Here is an 18,035-nt window from a genome sequence, read left to right on the forward strand (position 1 = left end):
CCTCCTATAAAAACAGTTTTAATAATCTTATTAGCGAATAATAAGCAGATTTTTCTCTAATCATAGCTCTATTTCCGGAAAATATCTTTTTTTCAATTATTATTTTATCATAAATTTTGTTATAAAATCCGAAAAACACTGTGCCTATAGGATAATTGTAGGAATTCTCTGGGCCAGCTATTCCGCTTATAGATATTGAAAAATCTGTATTTAAAAGTTGAGCAATATTTTTTGACATAAGTTCAACAACTTCTGAACTTACTGCACTATATTTTTCTAAAATATTCTTGTCAACATTTAAGATTTTATTTTTCGTTTCGTTAGAATATGCAATTATGCTTCCTTTATAAACTTTTGAGGAACCTGGTATATCAGTTATCAACTTTCCAACTAAACCTCCGGTACACGATTCAGCTGTAGAAATTGTTTTGTTTTTAAAAGATAATTTTTCTACAAGATTTTTTATAAAATGGTTTGGGACGATATTTTGAGAGAAATTTTTTTCAATGAAACAAACGATATCATTTATTTTTTCTGGATTGTCTTTAAATATTATTGAAGGTCCAATAGCCAGTTCTAATTTTGTCGAATATTTAATATTTTTTAGTTTTTTTTCCAGTTTAGACATTAGTTGCGATTCAGTAATATTATAAAATTGGATTTTTTTTACAGGAATCTTTTTAGCATCGAAATTAGAAAAAATTTCATTTAAATATTTTTTAAACATAGGGATAGCCTCATTTGGGGGGCCAGGTAATAAAATATAATGTTTGTTATTTTTTGTTAAGTATAATCCTGGAGCACTACCTATATCATTTTTTAGTATTTTAGCATTTTCAAATAATAAAGCTTGTTTTTTTATAAATTTGTTTGGCGTTTTCCCGAATTTTTTATATCTAGCAATAATATTATTATAAATTTTTTCATTAAGAACTAACTTCTCATTTAGAAATTCGGCAACAACCTCTTTAGTAATATCATCATTTGTAGACCCAAGGCCACCAGTTATTATTATTACATCATTATTTTCAAAAAGAAATTTTAAAGAAGATAAAATATCATCTTTTTTATCACTAACATTAATATGGGTAGATACTTCAAATCCCATAGAATATAGAATATTAGAAATTTCTTTTGATGTAGTATTTAGTATATCTCCCTCAACAAGTTCATCGCCAGTGCTTAAAATAGAAATTTTAATATAAACCACTCCTAAAAAATTCTTATATATATTTTACCACAAAAAAAGTTCATTTAGAAATTAAAACAATGATACTTTTAGATTTAACAACATAATAATTGGAAACTTTTTGAGGAAAATCAAGGAAATCATTTGGAGATTCAAAGTGGGTATCAATTACACGAAACCAATTTTTATTATGTAATACAGGGAGTTCAAATTTCAGTTCTTTTTCATAAAAATTAAGTGCAATATATACATCGTTATCAGGTGGAAGACTTTGATCTACAAAGTCTATACCGCTTATCATAAAAGCTAAAGATTTAGAATAATGAGAAAAATCAGGTTGATTTAGTTTAACACCATGCCACGTAATGTCAGGTATTCCGTCACCAGAATAATCTTTTCCTGTAAAAAAATGTTCTCGTCTTAAAGTATGATGAGATTTTCTAAAGTTTATTAATTTCTTAACAAATTTAAATATATCAGAAAAATCTTCTTTTCTTTTCCAATCAACCCAATTTTTTATTGTATCTTGACAATATGCATTATTGTTTCCATATTGTGTTCGACAAAATTCATCACCCATATATATCATTGGCGTACCTTGAGAGATCATAAGGATAGTAAAAAAATTTTTTATCTGTTTTTTTCTAATTTTTATTATATTTTCATCATTAGTTTCTCCTTCTATACCATAATTAAAACTATAATTATCATTAGAACCATCATTATTTTTTTCTCCATTTTCTTCATTGTGTTTTTCATTATAGGAAACTAAATCCCACAATGTAAATCCGTCATGTGAAGTTATAAAATTTACACTAGCAACAGGAGATTTGTTTCCGTATAAATCTTCGCTTCCAGCGATTCTACATGCAATTTCAGCAACTAACCCTTCATCACCTCGAACAAACCTTCTTACAGAATCTCTAAATTTTCCATTCCATTCCGCCCATCTTTCAGGGAATGCACCTAAAAAATATCCACCAGCAGCATCCCAACCTTCTGCAATTAATTTGGAACCAAAAATTACAGGATCTTCAGCAATATCTTTCAACAATGATAAATCGCCTATCCAATTGCCATGTGGATCTCTTCCTAGTATTGAAGCTAAATCAAATCTAAAACCATCAACATGCATTTCAGTAACCCAATATCTTAAACTATCAATAATAAGATTTTTAACAACAGTATGATTACAATTAAAAGTATTTCCACATCCAGAATAATTTTCATAATATCTTTTATTCTTATTTAATATATAATAGACAGGATTATCTATACCTCTAAAAGATAAAGTTGGTCCTAATTCGTTGCCTTCACCTGTATGATTATATACAACATCTAAGATTACTTCAAATCCTTCTTTATGAAGGGTTTTTACAAAATCCTTAAATAAAAACACCTGTTCACCTATTTTTAAACCATTAGAATAATTTCCAGTTACAGCAAAAAAACTTAAAGGATTATATCCCCAAACATCTTTTAATCTTTCGCCAGTTATAGGATTATTTCTAATAATTGAGTTAGGATTAAATTCGAAGATGGGCATTAATTCAATGGCATTTACACCTAATTCTTTTAAGTGGTATAACTTTTCAATAATACCATCAAATGATCCTTTTGATTTCACATTGGAATTTGGATTCATTGTAAACAATCTAACATTTAATTCATAAATAACTAAATCTTTCAAAGGTATTCTTGGATGTATATCATCTTCCCAATCATAAACAGAATCATCTATAACAATTGATTTCGTAGGACTTTTTGCAGAATCGATAGTAGAGAAAGATAAATCTAAAAGAGGAGAGGTTTTATCATATCCATAAACACTATCTTCATCCCAATTGTATGAACCAGAAATTGCTTTAGCGTATGGATCAGATAATAATTTATATTTATTAAATCTTAAACCATTTAAAGGGTCATAAATTCCATCCACGCGCCAACCATAAAATTGACCGTGTTTTACATTATGAATATAAATATGCCAGATATTACCGGTTTTGTTTTTTATTGGATCTAGTTCAAAAATATGAGAGGGTTCCTCATCATAAAAGTTTTGATATAATTCCAAAATAACTTTTTTACCATTCTCAGTAAAAAGAGCAAAATTTGCTCCTCCGGAGTCAACAGTAACTCCTAATTTTGGATAACCTCGCTCAGTTTTTAAAAAAAGAGATTTTTCTGGATTTTCATAATAAAAATAAGTTTCCATTTTATCATCTCGTTATTTTTTATTTTCTAATGCTTTTTTCAAAGCCTTTTTTACTTCTAAATCCTCTTTTCTTAATTCATTTATTAGATCACCAATTTTCCAATTGACATTAGTTTTTGTAGTAGTTGCAAAAATAATTCTCGGTAAGTCATCAACATTTTTTATTGTTTTCATAATTTTATTTATTTCATCGCTATTAAAACCATTTAATATAATAACAGGTGTATCTTTTACTTCATCATACATATTAACAACCTCCAAAATATATTTATATAATATATTATATCACAAAATTATCATGTCTAAAAAGTAAAGCAAGCGAAATAAAAATAATTGATATAAAAAGCTATTGACAACACAAAAAAAAAATGATATAATAATTTTGTAATTGTTACAAAAATAAATAGCTTTTAATAGGAGGGATGGAAATGAAAAAATACGTATGTACAGTATGTGGTTATATTTACGATCCAGAAGAAGGAGATCCTACAGCAGGAATACCAGCAGGAACATCATTTGATGATTTGCCAGAAGATTGGGTATGTCCAATGTGTGGTGTAGGTAAAGACATGTTTGAAGTTCAGGAATAAAACAAAAAAAACATCCCAGCTGGGATGTTTTTTTATTTCTTGAGTAAAAAATATTATTTTATTAATTTTTTTAAATATTGACCAGTGTAAGTATTAGCATTTATTATATCTTCTACACTTCCTTGTGCAATAATATATCCGCCTTTTTCCCCGCCTTCTGTGCCTAGATCAATAATGTAATCAGCATTTTTTATAACATCCAGATTATGTTCAATGATTATAACAGTATTACCCTTTTCCACCAATCTATGGAGAACCTCAATTAATTTCTTTACATCTTCAAAATGAAGACCAGTAGTAGGTTCATCTAAAAAATATATTGTTTTTCCTGTAGCCCTTTTTCTCAATTCAGAAGTTAATTTTATTCTTTGAGCTTCACCACCGGATAAGGTTGTTGCAGGTTGGCCTAATTTTATATAGCCTAAGCCAACATCATTTAATAAGTTTAATATATTATATATTCTTGGGATATTTTGGAAAAAGTTTAAAGCTTCATCAACAGACATATCTAAGATATCTGCAATAGATTTTTCTCTATATTTAACGCTTAATGTTTCTTTATTATATCTTTTTCCTTTACATACATCACATGTAACATATACATCAGGTAAAAATTGCATTTCAATTTTTAAATATCCATTTCCTCTACAGGCTTCACAACGGCCACCTTTAACATTAAAACTAAATCTTCCTTTTTTAAATCCTTTCATTCTGGATTCTTTTGTTGCAGCAAACAAATCTCTTATTAAATCAAACACACCAGTATAGGTTGCAGGATTGCTTCTTGGGGTTCTTCCAATAGGAGATTGATCTATTGAGATAACATTATCAATATTTTCTAGACCTTCAATTTTTTTATAATATCCAGGTTTTACTCTGGCATTTCGCAATTCTTTAATTAAAGCGGGATACAAAGTATCCATAATCAAAGAAGATTTTCCCGAACCAGAAACACCTGTAATAGCAATAAATTTTCCTAGTGGAAATTCAACATCAATATTTTTTAAATTATTATGTGAAGCACCATATAATATTAAAGAAATATTTTTATCAACTCTTTTGGTATTGTATTTTATTATTTCAATTCTTTTTTTTCCAGTAATATATTGGCCAGTCAAAGAATTTTTTGGATTTTTTAGTAAATTTCTAACCCATCCACTATAGACAATATTTCCGCCATTTATACCAGCGCCAGGACCTAAATCTATAATATAGTCCGATGATTTTATAACTTCTTCATCATGTTCTACTATTAATACAGTATTTCCTAAATCTTTTAATTTTTTTAATGTGTTTATTAGCCGTTCGTTATCACGTGGATGTAATCCTATAGTTGGTTCGTCTAAAACATAAGTGACACCAGTTAATCCTGAACCAATTTGTGTTGCTAAACGAACTCTTTGAGATTCTCCACCAGAAAGAGTGTTTGCAGTTCTTGAGAGAGATATATATCCAAGACCCACATCTATAAGAAATCCCAATCGTTTTATTATTTCTGTCAAAAGTTCTCCAACAACCATTTTTTCAAATTTAGATAAAGTAATATTTTCAAAAAACTCTTTTGCCTTTTCAATAGGCATATCTGAAATTTCCTGAATATTTTTTTCATTGATTTTAATATTTAAAGGCTCAATTTTTAATCTTTTTCCTTCACATGCTTGGCATGTTTTCATACTCATAAATTCATTTTGATAATAAAGTTTCATTTCTTCTGACTCTGTTGAGTTATAACGTCTTTCATACATATTATAAAGTCCTTCAAATTGTTTTTTGAAAGTATATATACCATTTGAAGTTATATATTCAAAATTTATTTTATCTTTTGTACCATATAATAAAGCATCTTGTGTTTCAGGTTTTAATTCTTTAATTTTTTTTTGTGGATCATCATTATAATGTAAGATAACTCGTTCTAAACTTTTAATAAAATAACTATCTTTCCCGATTTTTACAACTCCATTGTATATATTTTTGTCAGGATCTAACATATAAGTAGGTTCAAATTCATATTTAAATCCAAGACCATGACATTCTTCACAAGCACCATATGGGCTATTAAAAGAAAACAATTTAGGAGTAATTTCCGGAAAACTAAAACCACAATGAGGGCATACTAATTTTTCACTATATGTTCTTGATTTTATTACTTTTTCATTATTTAATTCTCTAATCTCTACAAATCCATCAGATTCTTTTAGTGAAAGTTCTATTGCTTCATATAATCTTTCATAGTTTTCCTTTTTTAATTTTAATCTGTCAATTAAAAGGTTAATAGTATGTCTATAACTTTTTCTCAAAGAAGAAATATCTTCTAAATCAAATATTTCACCATCAATTTCGATTCTTTTATATCCGTTTTTTCTCATTTGTGCAATTTCTTTTTTGAATTCTCCCTTTTTCTCTTTAGCTATAGGAGAAAAAATATATATTCGAGAATTCTCATCAAATTCTTTATATACTTTATCAATTATTTCATCAATAGTAGACTTTTCAACAGGGATTTTACATTTTGGACAAAATGGTTTTCCGATTCGTGCAAATAGTACTCTCATATAATCATAAATTTCGGTAACTGTTCCAACAGTTGATCGGGGATTGTGAGAAACGGATTTTTGTTCAATAGCAATAGCTGGAGATAAACCCTCAATATGTTCAACATCTGGTTTTTTTAACTCGCCCAAAAACATTCTGGCATAAGATGATACAGATTCTAAATAACGTCTCTGACCTTCTGCATAAATAGTATCCATAGCTAAAGTGGATTTACCAGAACCAGATAAACCAGAAATTACAACTAATTTATTTTTTGGTATTTTAACATCAATATTTTTTAAATTATGCTCTCTTGCACCTTTAACATAAATATAATCCATTCAAACACCTCACCGCTTTTTGAAATTAATCTGATTCAAGTATATATTTGAATATAAAACAAATTTCAGTAGTCTTAAACAAGTATATTATAACATAAAAAAATTTAATATCGATAAAATCGATCCAATATGACTTTTTTTAAAAGTTTAGTTTATACAATCTATATAATGCTGGAAAGTCAACTAAAAAATGTATTATTATAACGCTAAATAAGCCATATTTAAAATATATATATGAAAAAAATAGTCCAAATGCAAATCTTAAGGGGAATGTCAATAAAAAGTATTTTTTGTTCTCTATTCCGTTTATAAAATTAAAAATATGTATTAATGCAAAAAGGAATGATGAAATAATAGATACAATAATTATACTATTATATACATTTAATAAAAGCTCGTTTAAAATACCTCTGAAAAATACTTCTTCCGTTATTGAAGCAGATAGTGGAATTAAAAATAATCTTTTTTTATTAATATATAATCTAAAACCTGAAGTTTTTATCCATTTTTCAGGTAAAAGTATTAATACAATGCCATATATAATGAAGATGTAATATAATGAATATGGGGTTTCAGAATAAAAAGGGATTTTAAAAATAGGTATTAAAAGAGAAAATAGAGCAATCTTTATTATCAAAGATTGCTCAAAAGTGTATTTTTTTTCAATGGTATATATCAATATAAAGTAAATAATAATAGATAATAGCAAAAGAATAAGACTCATTTTAATCCCTTTAATTCTTTTAGTTTATTTATAAACGATTTAAAAATGGGGTGAGGAGAACCAACTTTACTTTTTAATTCCGGATGAAATTGGACGCCGACAAAAAATGGATGTTCTTTTATTTCAACAGCTTCTACAAAATCCGACTTAGCCGAAATAATTAATTTGTTTTCTGAATTTTCATTTTCAGGATAAGCGAATAAATCTTCAAATTTTTCAAAATTCACTTCATATCTATGCCTATGCCTTTCAAAAACAATATCTGTTTTATAAATATCATAGAGTTTAGAATTTTTTAAAATTATAGTTTTTTGAGCTCCTAACCGCATTGTTCCACCTAATTTTAGGATTTCTTTTTGTTCTTCCATTATATCAATTACAGGATAAGGTGTTTTTGGATCAAATTCTAAAGAATTTGCATTTTTTAGATTTCCAACATGTCTTGCAAATTCTATAACCATAACTTGCATACCTAAACAAATACCTAAAATAGGGATTTTGTTTTCTCTAGCTATTTTTACAGATTTAATTTTTCCTTCAATTCCTCTTTTACCAAATCCGCCAGGAATAATAATTCCATCATATTTAGATAGTAACTCTTTAGCTTCTTCTTCATTTAAATCTTCTATAAGTTGTGAATCAATTAAATCAGGTTTTTCAGCACCGCTTAAAAATATACTTTCAATGATACTTTTATATGCATCATCAGTTCCAAGATATTTTCCAATCATAGCAATTTTTAGTGGAGAAAAAGTTTTTGGGTAATTCCAATTTAAATGATTACTAATTTCAAGATTCAGTTTTTCTGCAATAATAGTTTGTATTCCAATATTAAATAATTTTTCTGGAACTTCATAAACATTTTCAGCATCAGGTAAATTAATTACATATTTTCTATTTACTCCAGCAAATAAAGCAATTTTATCTAAGCTATTTGAGTCTATACTTTTTTCAGTCCTAATAATCAGCATGTTTGGGTGAATACCTATTTTTCTTAATAGTTGAACAGATTGTTGTGTAGGTTTAGTTTTAAATTCATTTGTTACATTTAAGTAAGGAACAAACGTAACGTGGATAAAAAAGAAGGTTTCAATACCTTCTTCTAAAGATAATTCCCTCACAGCTTCTAAAAATATTTCACCTTCAATATCTCCAACTGTCCCTCCAATCTCAATCATTAACAAATCTGTATCAATATATTTTATTTTATTTTTAATTTCTTCAGTTACATGAGGAACCATTTGAACAGTTGCACCAAGATATTTTCCTTCTCTTTCTTTTTCAATAATACTTTTAAATATTTGCCCGGCAGTTATATTATTATATCGTTTCATGTCTATCCCTAAAAATCTTTCATAATGTCCCAGATCTAAGTCTGCTTCATAACCATCGTCAGTAACAAAAACTTCTCCATGTTGATTAGGATTCATTGTGCCAGCATCAACATTTAAATAAGGATCGATTTTTAAAGATGTAATATTTATGCCACAATCTTTTAAAATTCGTCCAATTGAAGCAGAAACTATACCTTTTCCAATTCCGCTTAAAACACCACCAGTAACAACGATATATTTTTTCGCCATTTCACTAACCTCCTCAATTCAAAATTAAAATAAAATAAGGGAAGCGAAAGCTTCCCTTATAAAGGTCATTATTCTTCTTCTATATTTAATTTTTCGGCTAACGAATTTACAACATCTTCGACAGTTTTGATGTTTTCTAGTTCCTCATCTTCAATTGTAACACCTAGTTCTGATTCAAAAGCCATTGTTAAATCAACAAGCTCTAAGGAATCAGCATCTAAATCATCTGTAAATGAAGCGTCTAAAGTAACATCTTCATCTTCAACATTTAATGTTTCTACTATAATTTCTTTTACTTTTTCAAAAAGTTCGTCTCTTGTCATATTAATACCTCCCTATTAGATTTCACAAGACAGCCATTATTTCATAATTAAAATCGGTATTATTATATTAATAATTTAGCCAGTTGTCAAGTAAAAGTTTTGTGTATTTTTTGTAAAAATTAAAACATTTTTTTAATTTTTTCTATTTCTTCTTTTGTTAGTATGTTTTTTTGAAGTAATTCTTCCATTTTTTTTATTCTACTTACTGTATCTAATTTGGATAATTCTAAATATACATAACTTAAAAATTCATCTTTTGAATTAAAATTTTTAGGATCCAAATTCATAGAATGTGTATCAACTTTTTTGTTATTTATAATATCTTCATTTTTATTATTTTCTTCCAGAATTTTGTAAGTTCCATCTGCAATATATAAAGAATTTGTTTCTTTTATTAAAGATATTAGTAAAAACCATTCATATAAATTAAAGGTTATTATTCTGAGAAACATAACAAAATTTGAATCTCTGTATTTTAGTATGGGTTTGTCAATTAAGTTTTTTTGTATTTCTACATTTTGAATATAAAATTGATCTTTTATTATTTTATTTATTAGTTTGGTATAAGTAAACCATATGAAAAATAAAAATAAAAAGAATAAAAAAGTATCAAAACCAGGTAAAACATATTCTAAATTTTGTAGTTCCTCAACTGAAGAAATTTGATTGTAAAATTTTTCTAGTTGATTTGAGATTTTTATAAAAATAATTGAAAACCCTGCAAAAGAAATTAAATATCCAAAAAGTATTTTTAAAGAATTACCTTCTTTTATTTGTTCTAAAGCAATTAATTCTATGTTTTTAGCTTTAAATAATTTTTTTAATCTTTTTATATGTTCATCTCTGTTTTTTAGTAATATATGATATATAAACATGGTGATAGCAAAACTTAAAGGCCATAAATAAGGTATAATATATATTATCATTCCAATAATTACAATAAAAGGATTTAAAAAAATCATTTAATCACTCCAATAAAGATTTTTCTTTTAAAATTTGTGGAACCCAAAACTTTTCTACTTCAAATTGTTCTCCACTTATCATATTTTTTATAGTAACAGTCTCAGTCTTTAATTCATTTTCACCTATAATTGCAACAAATTTAGCTTTTATTTTGTTTGCATGTTTCATTTGATTTCTAATGCTTCTTTCAGAGAGATTTAAAAATACCTTTAATCCTTCTTTTTTTAAGATTTTAGATAATTTTAACGCTTCAAAATCAGTTTTTTCTCCAGAATAGGCTATATATATATCAATTTTTTCTGGATTTTCAATTTCAATATTTTCTTGTTTTAATGCAAGAATAATTCTTTCCACTCCAACACCAAAACCTATAGCAGGTGTTTCTCTTCCGCCAATTTCTTCAACTAAAGAATTATATCTTCCTCCACCTAAAATAGCAGATTGAGCACCTAAATCCAGATGTTCAATTTCAAAAGCAGTTTTTGTATAATAATCAAGTCCTCGAACTATTTTTGGATCGACTTCATAATTTATATTTAATTCATCTAAATATTTAATAACTTTATTAAAATGAGTTTTACAATCTTCACACAAATGATCTAAAATAACAGGAGCATCTTTAGAATATTTACTATCAACTTTACAATCTAAAAGGCGCATTATATTTGTCTCATATCTTTTTTGACAATCATGGCACATATTAGGTAATAAAGGGTTATAATAGTTTTTTAATGATTCTTTATATTTTGGACGACATTTTTCACACCCTATACTATTAATTTTGATTTTATAATTTTTTAAACCAAAAGCTTTTAATAATTCATCTGCTAAAATTATTATTTCGGCATCTGAAATTGGGGTATCGGTGCCGAATATTTCAACGCCAATTTGATGAAACTGTCTTTGCCTACCAGCTTGAGGTCTTTCATATCTGAACATTGGTCCCATATAATAAAGTTTTATGGGAGATCCAAGATTGATCATTGAATTTTCCACATAAGCTCTTACGACAGGAGCTGTTCCTTCAGGTCTTAATGTAATAGAACGTCCTCCTTTATCCTTGAATGTATACATTTCTTTTTGTACAATATCAGATGTTTCACCTACACTACGTTTAAATAATTCTGTTGATTCAATTATAGGAGTTCTAATTTCTTTAAACCCGTATTTTAAAAATATTTCACGTGCTTTGGATTCTACGAAATACCAATATTTAGTTTCTTCACCAAAAATATCTTGAGTACCTTTTAATCTTTTATACTGCGCCATATATTACCCTTAAAAGGGCTCACCTCCTTCTAATTTAGAAAGATTAATCTGTATTATGTCTTTTATATCCCTAAATATTTTGATAATAGCAAAGAATATTACAAAGAATTCAAGTCTTCCTAAATACATTCCCATTGTTTCAATCCAGATAATACCTAAAGGTGAATTTGGAGTAGTTATTCCGACAGATAAACCAACAGCTGATAATGCTGAAGCATATTCAAATAAAGAATCTTCCATTGAATAACCGTAAGATAATAGAACAAGAACACCTATAGTATATATTAAGAAATACATAAATACAACGGCAATTACATCTTTTAATGTATCATAGGATATTTTCTTTTTAGAAATTCCTTTATAGACTTCTATATGGAAAATACTGCCTTCAGGTTTAAAGTAACTTTTTATTTGATGAATAATAATTTTCCATATTACAAAAATTCTAAATAATTTCAATCCACCTGAAGTGGAATCCATCATACCGCCTAATATCATTAATATTGTCATAATCAAAAGGCCAAAATTATTCCAATTATTAAAAGAAACAGTAGAAAATCCTGTTCCTGTTAAAGCAGAAATAGCCTGGAAGGCAGAGTGACGTAGACCGCCCCAAAATCCGTATAGCATTTTCGTTGTAAAAAATAAAATTAAAGGTATAGATATTATTAATATGAAAAGCATAGTTTTAGGTTCTGGATTCTTTTTAAATAAATCTCTTCTTTTCAATGCAGCATAATGGACACCAAATCCCGTACCTCCTGCAATCATCAAACCCATAATAATAATTTCTGCGTTTATATTATTAAATTCTCCAATACTATTAATTTTTGTGGAAAAACCACCTGTAGCTAAAGCTGTCAGTGTATGGTTAAAAGAGTCAAAAAAAGACAACTTAGCTATAAATTTTAAAAGGATAATTCCAATTATAGCCCATGATATATAAATACCAAATATAATTTTTGCAGAATCTCTTAAATTTGGAACAACGTTATCAGTTCTTCCTTCTGCTTGATACAAACCTACGCCCAATGCTCCAGTTGCAATAACCATAATTAATGCAAAACCAGCTCCGCCAAAGTATTGCATTAAACTGCGCCATAATAGGAAAATTTTTGGTATTTTTGTAACATCAACTAATGTGAGCCCTGTTGTTGTCCAACCACTTGTGGATTCAAAAATTGCTTGATGTATATTTAATATTCCTGAAAAGACAAAAGGTAATGCAGAAAAAAATATCGCCAATGTCCATACTAAAAATATTATTACAATGGCATCTTGAATATTAATAGCGGAAGTTTTAACATTCCAACTAATTAAAATAAAAAAAGTTCCTGTAAAAATGCTAATAAGTCCAGCTTCTAAAAAACTATAAAAAGAATTTAAATCGCGATAAAAAAGAGCTAAAGAGCCAAATAAAATTAATCCAACTCCGAAATATACAAGCATCAATCCAGTATTTTTAAAAATTAATTTATATCTATATTTTAAATTAGTAAGGTATTTTGGCATAATTTCATCCCTTCAAAAGTTTAAGTTTTACTTCTGGAACTTTGTCTTTTAATGAAAAGATAACTAATTTATCTCCAGGAATTATCTCTGTATTACCTTGTGGAACAAAAATTTCATCTTTTCTAATTAACATACTAACAATAGAATTTTCAGGCATATGTAAATCTTTTAGTTTTTTATTTGCAGCAAAATCTTGTTTTTTTATTTTGAATTCTATAATAGCTAATTTATCAGCATAAGGATTAAAGAAACTTAAATTTGTTTGATATTCAATAGAAGCTTCAATTAATTTTTCTATCCAATTTGTAATACTTACAGTTTCAATATGATTTTTAAGAAATAATTTTTCATTTTCTGGATAATTCACAAGGGAAAGAACCCTTATATCCTCATATATTTGTTTAACTAACCAAGAAACAACAAAATTAAGCGCATCATCATTAGATAATGAAATCATTCCGCCTACTCTATTGGGAGCAACGTCAAGAGATTCTAAGAAACTTATTTCTGTAGGGTCATGTAAAATACCTTCTAAATTTGAATAATAAGCTTTTAAAGATAAAATTCTGTTTATATTTTCAATATTAGAAGAAATATAAAATACATTATGTCCTTGATACAATAAATTTCTTACAATTGAATAAGCTATGTTCTCTCCTTCAATTATATAAAAAATTTTATTTTTCATTTTTTAACACCTTCATTTCCAACTAATTCATCAACAGAATGTTCAATTGGACAGAAAATATTCAATCCAGCTTTTTCAAAAATATTTTTTTTATGGGGGTCATTAACCCTTGCAATTATTTCAATATTTTTATTTTTTGATTTATAAAAAGTATTACATGCATTAGCAAGCATAAAATTCAAGTTATCATCTGGAGTAACTATATATATTAAATCAGCTTTTTCAGCCTTTACTTGTTCTAAAATAGCAATATCAGAACTATCAACTACCATCGAAAATCCTGTAAAATTATATTTTTTTAAACGTTCTAATGCGTCAGGAGATTTGTCAACAACAATCACATTATGATCTTTAGAAAATCGTCTAGCTAATTCAGAACCCAATCTTCCACATCCAATAATGATTATATATTTTATTTTATTTTTCATTATTCTGAGCCTCCAGAATTTTAACTATAATATTTTCCAGTTCTTTATCTTTAATAGAATTTTCTGCAAGAGCAAGTGCAGCATTATAATGTTTTTTTAATAAATTAATATTATTTAACTTTTTCCAATATAGATAACCAAGTAAAAAATGTCCCTCATATCTATTAGGATTATCAAATATTAAATTACTTATTTTATCTTCCAGCATGAAAAATTCCAAATTCTCATTTTTGTCAAATTTTATCAATTCATTTCGTAATTTTCTATATTTACTTTCAAAAGTTTCACCTTTAAATATTGATTCAGCTAGCATTATAGAAAATTCCTCTGGAACTATAGGTTTTTCTATCCAGTCCATAGCACCTATTTTAAAAATATTTTTTATAGAATTTAAATTCATTTTATTACTTACAATATATAGAGGGGTTCTAGGTTGATATGTTTTTAATATTTCTAAATAATCGGTGATATTTTCACCATGAAGTTCTATTTCGCTTATTATTAACGAATATTTTTCTTTAAAATTATCTTCGTTATTTAAAAAATCTTTTAATTCATTTAAAGTATAAATAACAGTATTGATATAATCTACATTTTGAAGGTAATTATCAATCATCTTTTCATATAATATAACTATTTCTGGTGAATCATCAATAATTAATATTTTATGCATAAAAATCCTCCTAAAGGACAAATTCGCTCAAATCCTTGTCTTCAGCGAGTTTTCCTATTCTTTGTTTTACATATTCTTTTGTAATTTGTATTTCCACTTCAGAACCTAAAGGTGCTTCAAAAGAAACTTCTTCAAGTACCTTTTCAACAACAGTATATAATCTCCTAGCACCAATATTCTCAATTTTTTCATTTAAATTAAATGCAATCTTAGCAATTTCATTTATACCCTCATCGGTAAATACTAAATTTACCCCATCTGTTTCTAACAACGCTTTGTATTGTTTGGTAACAGCATTTTCAGGTTCAACTAATATTCTAACAAAATCTTTTTCTGTTAATGCATCTAATTCAACTCTAATTGGGAATCTGCCCTGCATTTCGGGAATTAGATCAGAAGGTTTAGCAACATGAAAAGCTCCAGCAGCAATAAATAACATATAATCTGTTTTTATTGGACCGTGTTTTGTTATAACAGTTGTACCTTCAACTATAGGTAATAAATCTCTCTGAACTCCTTCACGTGAAACATCCGGGCCGGAACTTCCTGATTTTGCAGCTATTTTATCCATCTCATCAATAAATATAATACCCCTATTTTGAGCTCTATCTAGTGCTTCCTGTATCATTTTATCTTTATCAATCAGCTTTTCTGCTTCCATTGGTAATAAAACTTTTCTAGCATCTTTAATTTTCATCTTTTTTCTGATTGTTTTTTTAGGCATCATATTTGAAAACATTTCGCCAATTTGTATACCCATATCTTCAAATTCTGGGCCAAGTCCGGCAAACATAGGAGCAGCACTTTCTTCAACTTCAATCTCGATTTCAATATCTTCCAATTCTTTATTTTTTAATTTTTGTTTTAATTGAGCTCTTCTTTCAAGGTTATTTGTATCTTGAACAGGTTCTTCTTTCCTTGGCTGATTTTGGCCGAACATATTTAATAATTCCATAAAATTACCTGCTGAAGGTTGTCTTGATTTTTTTACACCCATTAAAGCATCTAATATTTTTTCATTTACCATTTCTTCAGCTTTTTCTTCAACTTCAATCATCATTTCATTTCTTACCATGTTTATAGAAACATCAACTAATTCTCTTATCATAGATTCAACATTTTTTCCAACATAACCAACCTCAGTAAATCTTGTAGCTTCAACCTTAATAAATGGCGCATTAGCAATTTGAGCTAATCTTCGTGCAATCTCAGTTTTTCCCACCCCAGTAGGTCCTATCATCAATATATTTTTTGGCATTATCTCTTTTTTTATTTCTTCTGGTAATTTTAATCTTCTGTACCTATTTCTTAGAGCTACAGCAACAGCTTTCTTAGCGTCATTTTGTCCTATGATGAATTTATCTAATTCTCTAACAATTTCCTTTGGAGTTAATTCTACCATATTTACACCTCCGCGCAAAGTTTCAAATCCCCCATAGAGGGGGATTTTATTATTTTCCGGTAATAATGTTATTTATATTATTATAAGTTGTATAACTATTATTAAAGAAACTCATAAAGTTACTTACAGTAGTCATTACATTTACAACATTCGTTAGCACATTTTTAGGAACATAAATAATATTTCCAGGTTCTAATAACTTATTCATACTTTCTGGGACATTTCCACCATTGTAAAAATCTTTAAGATTTAATACAATAGGTGGTTGATTAGGTCCATCGGTAAATAAAAACACATTTGATAGTTCGGCAGTTTGTGGATTAACTCCTGCTTTAAATAAAGCTTCAATAACATTTAAACCTTTTGTGTAAGGGATTAATCCAGGTTTTAAAACTTCTCCGAAAATATATACAAACTGATTATGTGTTGTTGGGACATAAACTACTGTACCAGGATCTATTAAAATTGAGTTTAAACTTTTTACTTTATCCAAATCAATTTCTTCAAAATCCCCATTGGCTTTGTATAAATTAATATATTTTTGTGTTTTCCAATCAATAGATAGTTGTCCAAGAATTTCCGTTAATGGAATAGGTATCTCTGTTTTGATGCTTCTTGGTGATGTATTTCCTAAAACTGTAATATAATTTAAATTCACATCTAAAACAAAGTTTACATATGATCCCTGAGGTATTTTAGCCAAAGGATTATTAATTACATCTAAAGAATTATACTCTGCAATCTTTTCATTATTGTTATAAACCATAATAGTTCCTTCATTTGATGGAGAAAATCCGTTAACACTACTAAATACATCAATTAAAGTAACATAATCATTTGCTTTAGGAACAATAATCTTTACAGAACCATTTTTGTAAATTAATACATTATCATTTTTGATCTTTTTTATATTAACATAAATTTCACCTGAGATTGGCATATTGCTTAATGTGTTTTCAGCATCTAAACCATTATATTTTTTAACTTCACCATTATACTTAACTTCAATTTCGTATTTTTCTGAAGGAACAAATCCAGCTCTTAATAATACATTCCACAAAGAATCATTGAGTTTGGCAGAATAAGTACCATTAACAACACCTTCGCCTAATAAATATACATCTCTTTTTGAAGTTTTTGCCATTATCATTGTACCGGGTTCAACTATATTATTATATATTTTGTTTTCTTCTATAGAAATAGTTTTTGATGTGTTGTTATTAAATAATACTAATTCACCACTGAACTCATTATTAAATCCTCTTGCTTTAGAAATTATTGCAGATAATGTAATTGGTTCAGAAATATCAAAGTCTAATCTTCCAGTATAATTAAATGCTCCTGAGGTATATACATAATTCTTTTTTATTTTAATTTTAACGATACTTCCTGGTTTTAAAGTTTCATATTCAAAACTTTTAATTTTATCTTCAGTCAATCCAAGCTTAGCTAAAATAGTTGATTTATCGATAGTTTCCTTTTTATCGAAATAAATAGTTTTAGAAACATCGCCAACCACATAAACGAATTTTTCAACAGGGATAATATCAATATACATATTATTTTTCAAAGGAATATTATCCTTAGCAATAATAGTTTTTTT

Annotated in this window: 16 protein-coding genes; 1 reads left to right on the forward strand and 15 read right to left on the reverse strand. The window is 27.3% G+C overall.

Annotated features, from left to right (window positions below):
• Positions 1 to 4: 4 nt before the first annotated feature.
• From BUA62_RS06665 to BUA62_RS06675, 3 genes are read right to left on the reverse strand one after another with little or no spacing between them, the layout of a single operon-like run.
• Positions 5 to 1,210, reverse strand: coding sequence for a CinA family nicotinamide mononucleotide deamidase-related protein (locus tag BUA62_RS06665; protein WP_159429506.1), 1,206 nt, complete (start codon positions 1,208 to 1,210; stop codon positions 5 to 7).
• A gap of 40 nt (positions 1,211 to 1,250) precedes the next feature.
• Entirely contained in the window at positions 1,251 to 3,404 is a 2,154-nt protein-coding gene (gene glgX / locus BUA62_RS06670; protein ID WP_072864767.1) for a glycogen debranching protein GlgX, read from the reverse strand.
• A 12-nt stretch (positions 3,405 to 3,416) separates the two neighbouring features.
• Positions 3,417 to 3,650, reverse strand: a complete 234-nt coding sequence (locus tag BUA62_RS06675) for a DUF3783 domain-containing protein (protein WP_072864769.1) — start codon at positions 3,648 to 3,650, stop codon at positions 3,417 to 3,419.
• 182 nt (positions 3,651 to 3,832) lie between these two features.
• Here BUA62_RS06675 and rd point away from each other — a divergent pair, with 182 nt between their 5' ends.
• On the forward strand, positions 3,833 to 3,994 hold the full coding sequence (gene rd, locus BUA62_RS06680; protein WP_072864772.1) for a rubredoxin: 162 nt from the start codon (positions 3,833 to 3,835) through the stop codon (positions 3,992 to 3,994).
• 53 nt (positions 3,995 to 4,047) lie between these two features.
• Here the strand turns inward: rd and uvrA are convergent, their stop codons facing one another.
• The 12 genes from uvrA to BUA62_RS06740 form a co-directional block, all read right to left on the reverse strand.
• Entirely contained in the window at positions 4,048 to 6,867 is a 2,820-nt protein-coding gene (uvrA, locus tag BUA62_RS06685; protein ID WP_072864774.1) for an excinuclease ABC subunit UvrA, read from the reverse strand.
• 139 nt (positions 6,868 to 7,006) lie between these two features.
• A complete protein-coding gene (locus BUA62_RS06690) occupies positions 7,007 to 7,591 on the reverse strand; it encodes a CPBP family intramembrane glutamic endopeptidase (RefSeq protein ID WP_072864776.1) in 585 nt (194 codons plus the stop codon).
• Complete coding sequence (locus BUA62_RS06695; protein WP_072864778.1) at positions 7,588 to 9,174, reverse strand: CTP synthase; 1,587 nt, start codon at positions 9,172 to 9,174, stop codon at positions 7,588 to 7,590. Before BUA62_RS06695 ends, BUA62_RS06690 begins: the two co-directional genes overlap by 4 nt.
• A gap of 68 nt (positions 9,175 to 9,242) precedes the next feature.
• Positions 9,243 to 9,497 carry an acyl carrier protein gene (gene acpP, locus BUA62_RS06700; RefSeq protein ID WP_072864780.1) on the reverse strand — a complete coding sequence of 85 codons (255 nt, stop codon included), beginning with the start codon at positions 9,495 to 9,497 and terminating at the stop codon, positions 9,243 to 9,245.
• Positions 9,498 to 9,616: 119 nt separating this feature from the next.
• A complete protein-coding gene (locus BUA62_RS06705) occupies positions 9,617 to 10,459 on the reverse strand; it encodes a hypothetical protein (RefSeq protein ID WP_072864782.1) in 843 nt (280 codons plus the stop codon).
• Between the two features lie 4 nt (positions 10,460 to 10,463).
• Entirely contained in the window at positions 10,464 to 11,729 is a 1,266-nt protein-coding gene (gene hisS, locus BUA62_RS06710; protein ID WP_072864784.1) for a histidine--tRNA ligase, read from the reverse strand.
• Positions 11,730 to 11,738: 9 nt separating this feature from the next.
• On the reverse strand, positions 11,739 to 13,241 hold the full coding sequence (locus BUA62_RS06715; RefSeq protein ID WP_072864786.1) for a TrkH family potassium uptake protein: 1,503 nt from the start codon (positions 13,239 to 13,241) through the stop codon (positions 11,739 to 11,741).
• A 4-nt stretch (positions 13,242 to 13,245) separates the two neighbouring features.
• A complete protein-coding gene (locus tag BUA62_RS06720; protein WP_072864787.1) occupies positions 13,246 to 13,929 on the reverse strand; it encodes a potassium channel family protein in 684 nt (227 codons plus the stop codon).
• Positions 13,926 to 14,357 (reverse strand): NAD(P)-binding protein, encoded by a 432-nt coding sequence (locus BUA62_RS06725; protein WP_072864789.1) that lies wholly within the window; start codon positions 14,355 to 14,357, stop codon positions 13,926 to 13,928. Before BUA62_RS06725 ends, BUA62_RS06720 begins: the two co-directional genes overlap by 4 nt.
• A complete protein-coding gene (locus BUA62_RS06730; protein ID WP_072864791.1) occupies positions 14,347 to 15,030 on the reverse strand; it encodes a response regulator in 684 nt (227 codons plus the stop codon). The genes BUA62_RS06725 and BUA62_RS06730 overlap by 11 nt, the downstream gene beginning before the upstream one ends.
• Before the next feature lie 10 nt (positions 15,031 to 15,040).
• Positions 15,041 to 16,432 (reverse strand): ATP-dependent protease ATPase subunit HslU, encoded by a 1,392-nt coding sequence (gene hslU, locus BUA62_RS06735; RefSeq protein WP_072864793.1) that lies wholly within the window; start codon positions 16,430 to 16,432, stop codon positions 15,041 to 15,043.
• A 49-nt stretch (positions 16,433 to 16,481) separates the two neighbouring features.
• Positions 16,482 to 18,035, reverse strand: a 1,554-nt coding sequence (locus BUA62_RS06740; protein ID WP_200782350.1) for a polysaccharide biosynthesis/export family protein, incomplete at its 5' end; no start/stop codon positions are given.

The sequence above is a fragment of the Marinitoga hydrogenitolerans DSM 16785 genome (assembly GCF_900129175.1).
Taxonomy (GTDB): domain Bacteria; phylum Thermotogota; class Thermotogae; order Petrotogales; family Petrotogaceae; genus Marinitoga; species Marinitoga hydrogenitolerans.

Excerpts from the sequence above, each read along its gene's own strand:
- BUA62_RS06730 (WP_072864791.1), bottom strand. The coding sequence starts at position 15,030 with ATGCATAAAATATTAATTATTGATGATTCACCAGAAATAGTTATATTA.
- hslU (WP_072864793.1), bottom strand. The coding sequence starts at position 16,432 with ATGGTAGAATTAACTCCAAAGGAAATTGTTAGAGAATTAGATAAATTC.
- glgX (WP_072864767.1), bottom strand. The coding sequence starts at position 3,404 with ATGGAAACTTATTTTTATTATGAAAATCCAGAAAAATCTCTTTTTTTA.
- BUA62_RS06715 (WP_072864786.1), bottom strand. The coding sequence starts at position 13,241 with ATGCCAAAATACCTTACTAATTTAAAATATAGATATAAATTAATTTTT.
- acpP (WP_072864780.1), bottom strand. The coding sequence starts at position 9,497 with ATGACAAGAGACGAACTTTTTGAAAAAGTAAAAGAAATTATAGTAGAA.
- BUA62_RS06690 (WP_072864776.1), bottom strand. The coding sequence starts at position 7,591 with ATGAGTCTTATTCTTTTGCTATTATCTATTATTATTTACTTTATATTG.
- BUA62_RS06725 (WP_072864789.1), bottom strand. The coding sequence starts at position 14,357 with ATGAAAAATAAAATAAAATATATAATCATTATTGGATGTGGAAGATTG.
- hisS (WP_072864784.1), bottom strand. The coding sequence starts at position 11,729 with ATGGCGCAGTATAAAAGATTAAAAGGTACTCAAGATATTTTTGGTGAA.
- BUA62_RS06675 (WP_072864769.1), bottom strand. The coding sequence starts at position 3,650 with ATGTATGATGAAGTAAAAGATACACCTGTTATTATATTAAATGGTTTT.
- BUA62_RS06705 (WP_072864782.1), bottom strand. The coding sequence starts at position 10,459 with ATGATTTTTTTAAATCCTTTTATTGTAATTATTGGAATGATAATATAT.
- rd (WP_072864772.1), top strand. The coding sequence starts at position 3,833 with ATGAAAAAATACGTATGTACAGTATGTGGTTATATTTACGATCCAGAA.
- BUA62_RS06720 (WP_072864787.1), bottom strand. The coding sequence starts at position 13,929 with ATGAAAAATAAAATTTTTTATATAATTGAAGGAGAGAACATAGCTTAT.
- uvrA (WP_072864774.1), bottom strand. The coding sequence starts at position 6,867 with ATGGATTATATTTATGTTAAAGGTGCAAGAGAGCATAATTTAAAAAAT.
- BUA62_RS06695 (WP_072864778.1), bottom strand. The coding sequence starts at position 9,174 with ATGGCGAAAAAATATATCGTTGTTACTGGTGGTGTTTTAAGCGGAATT.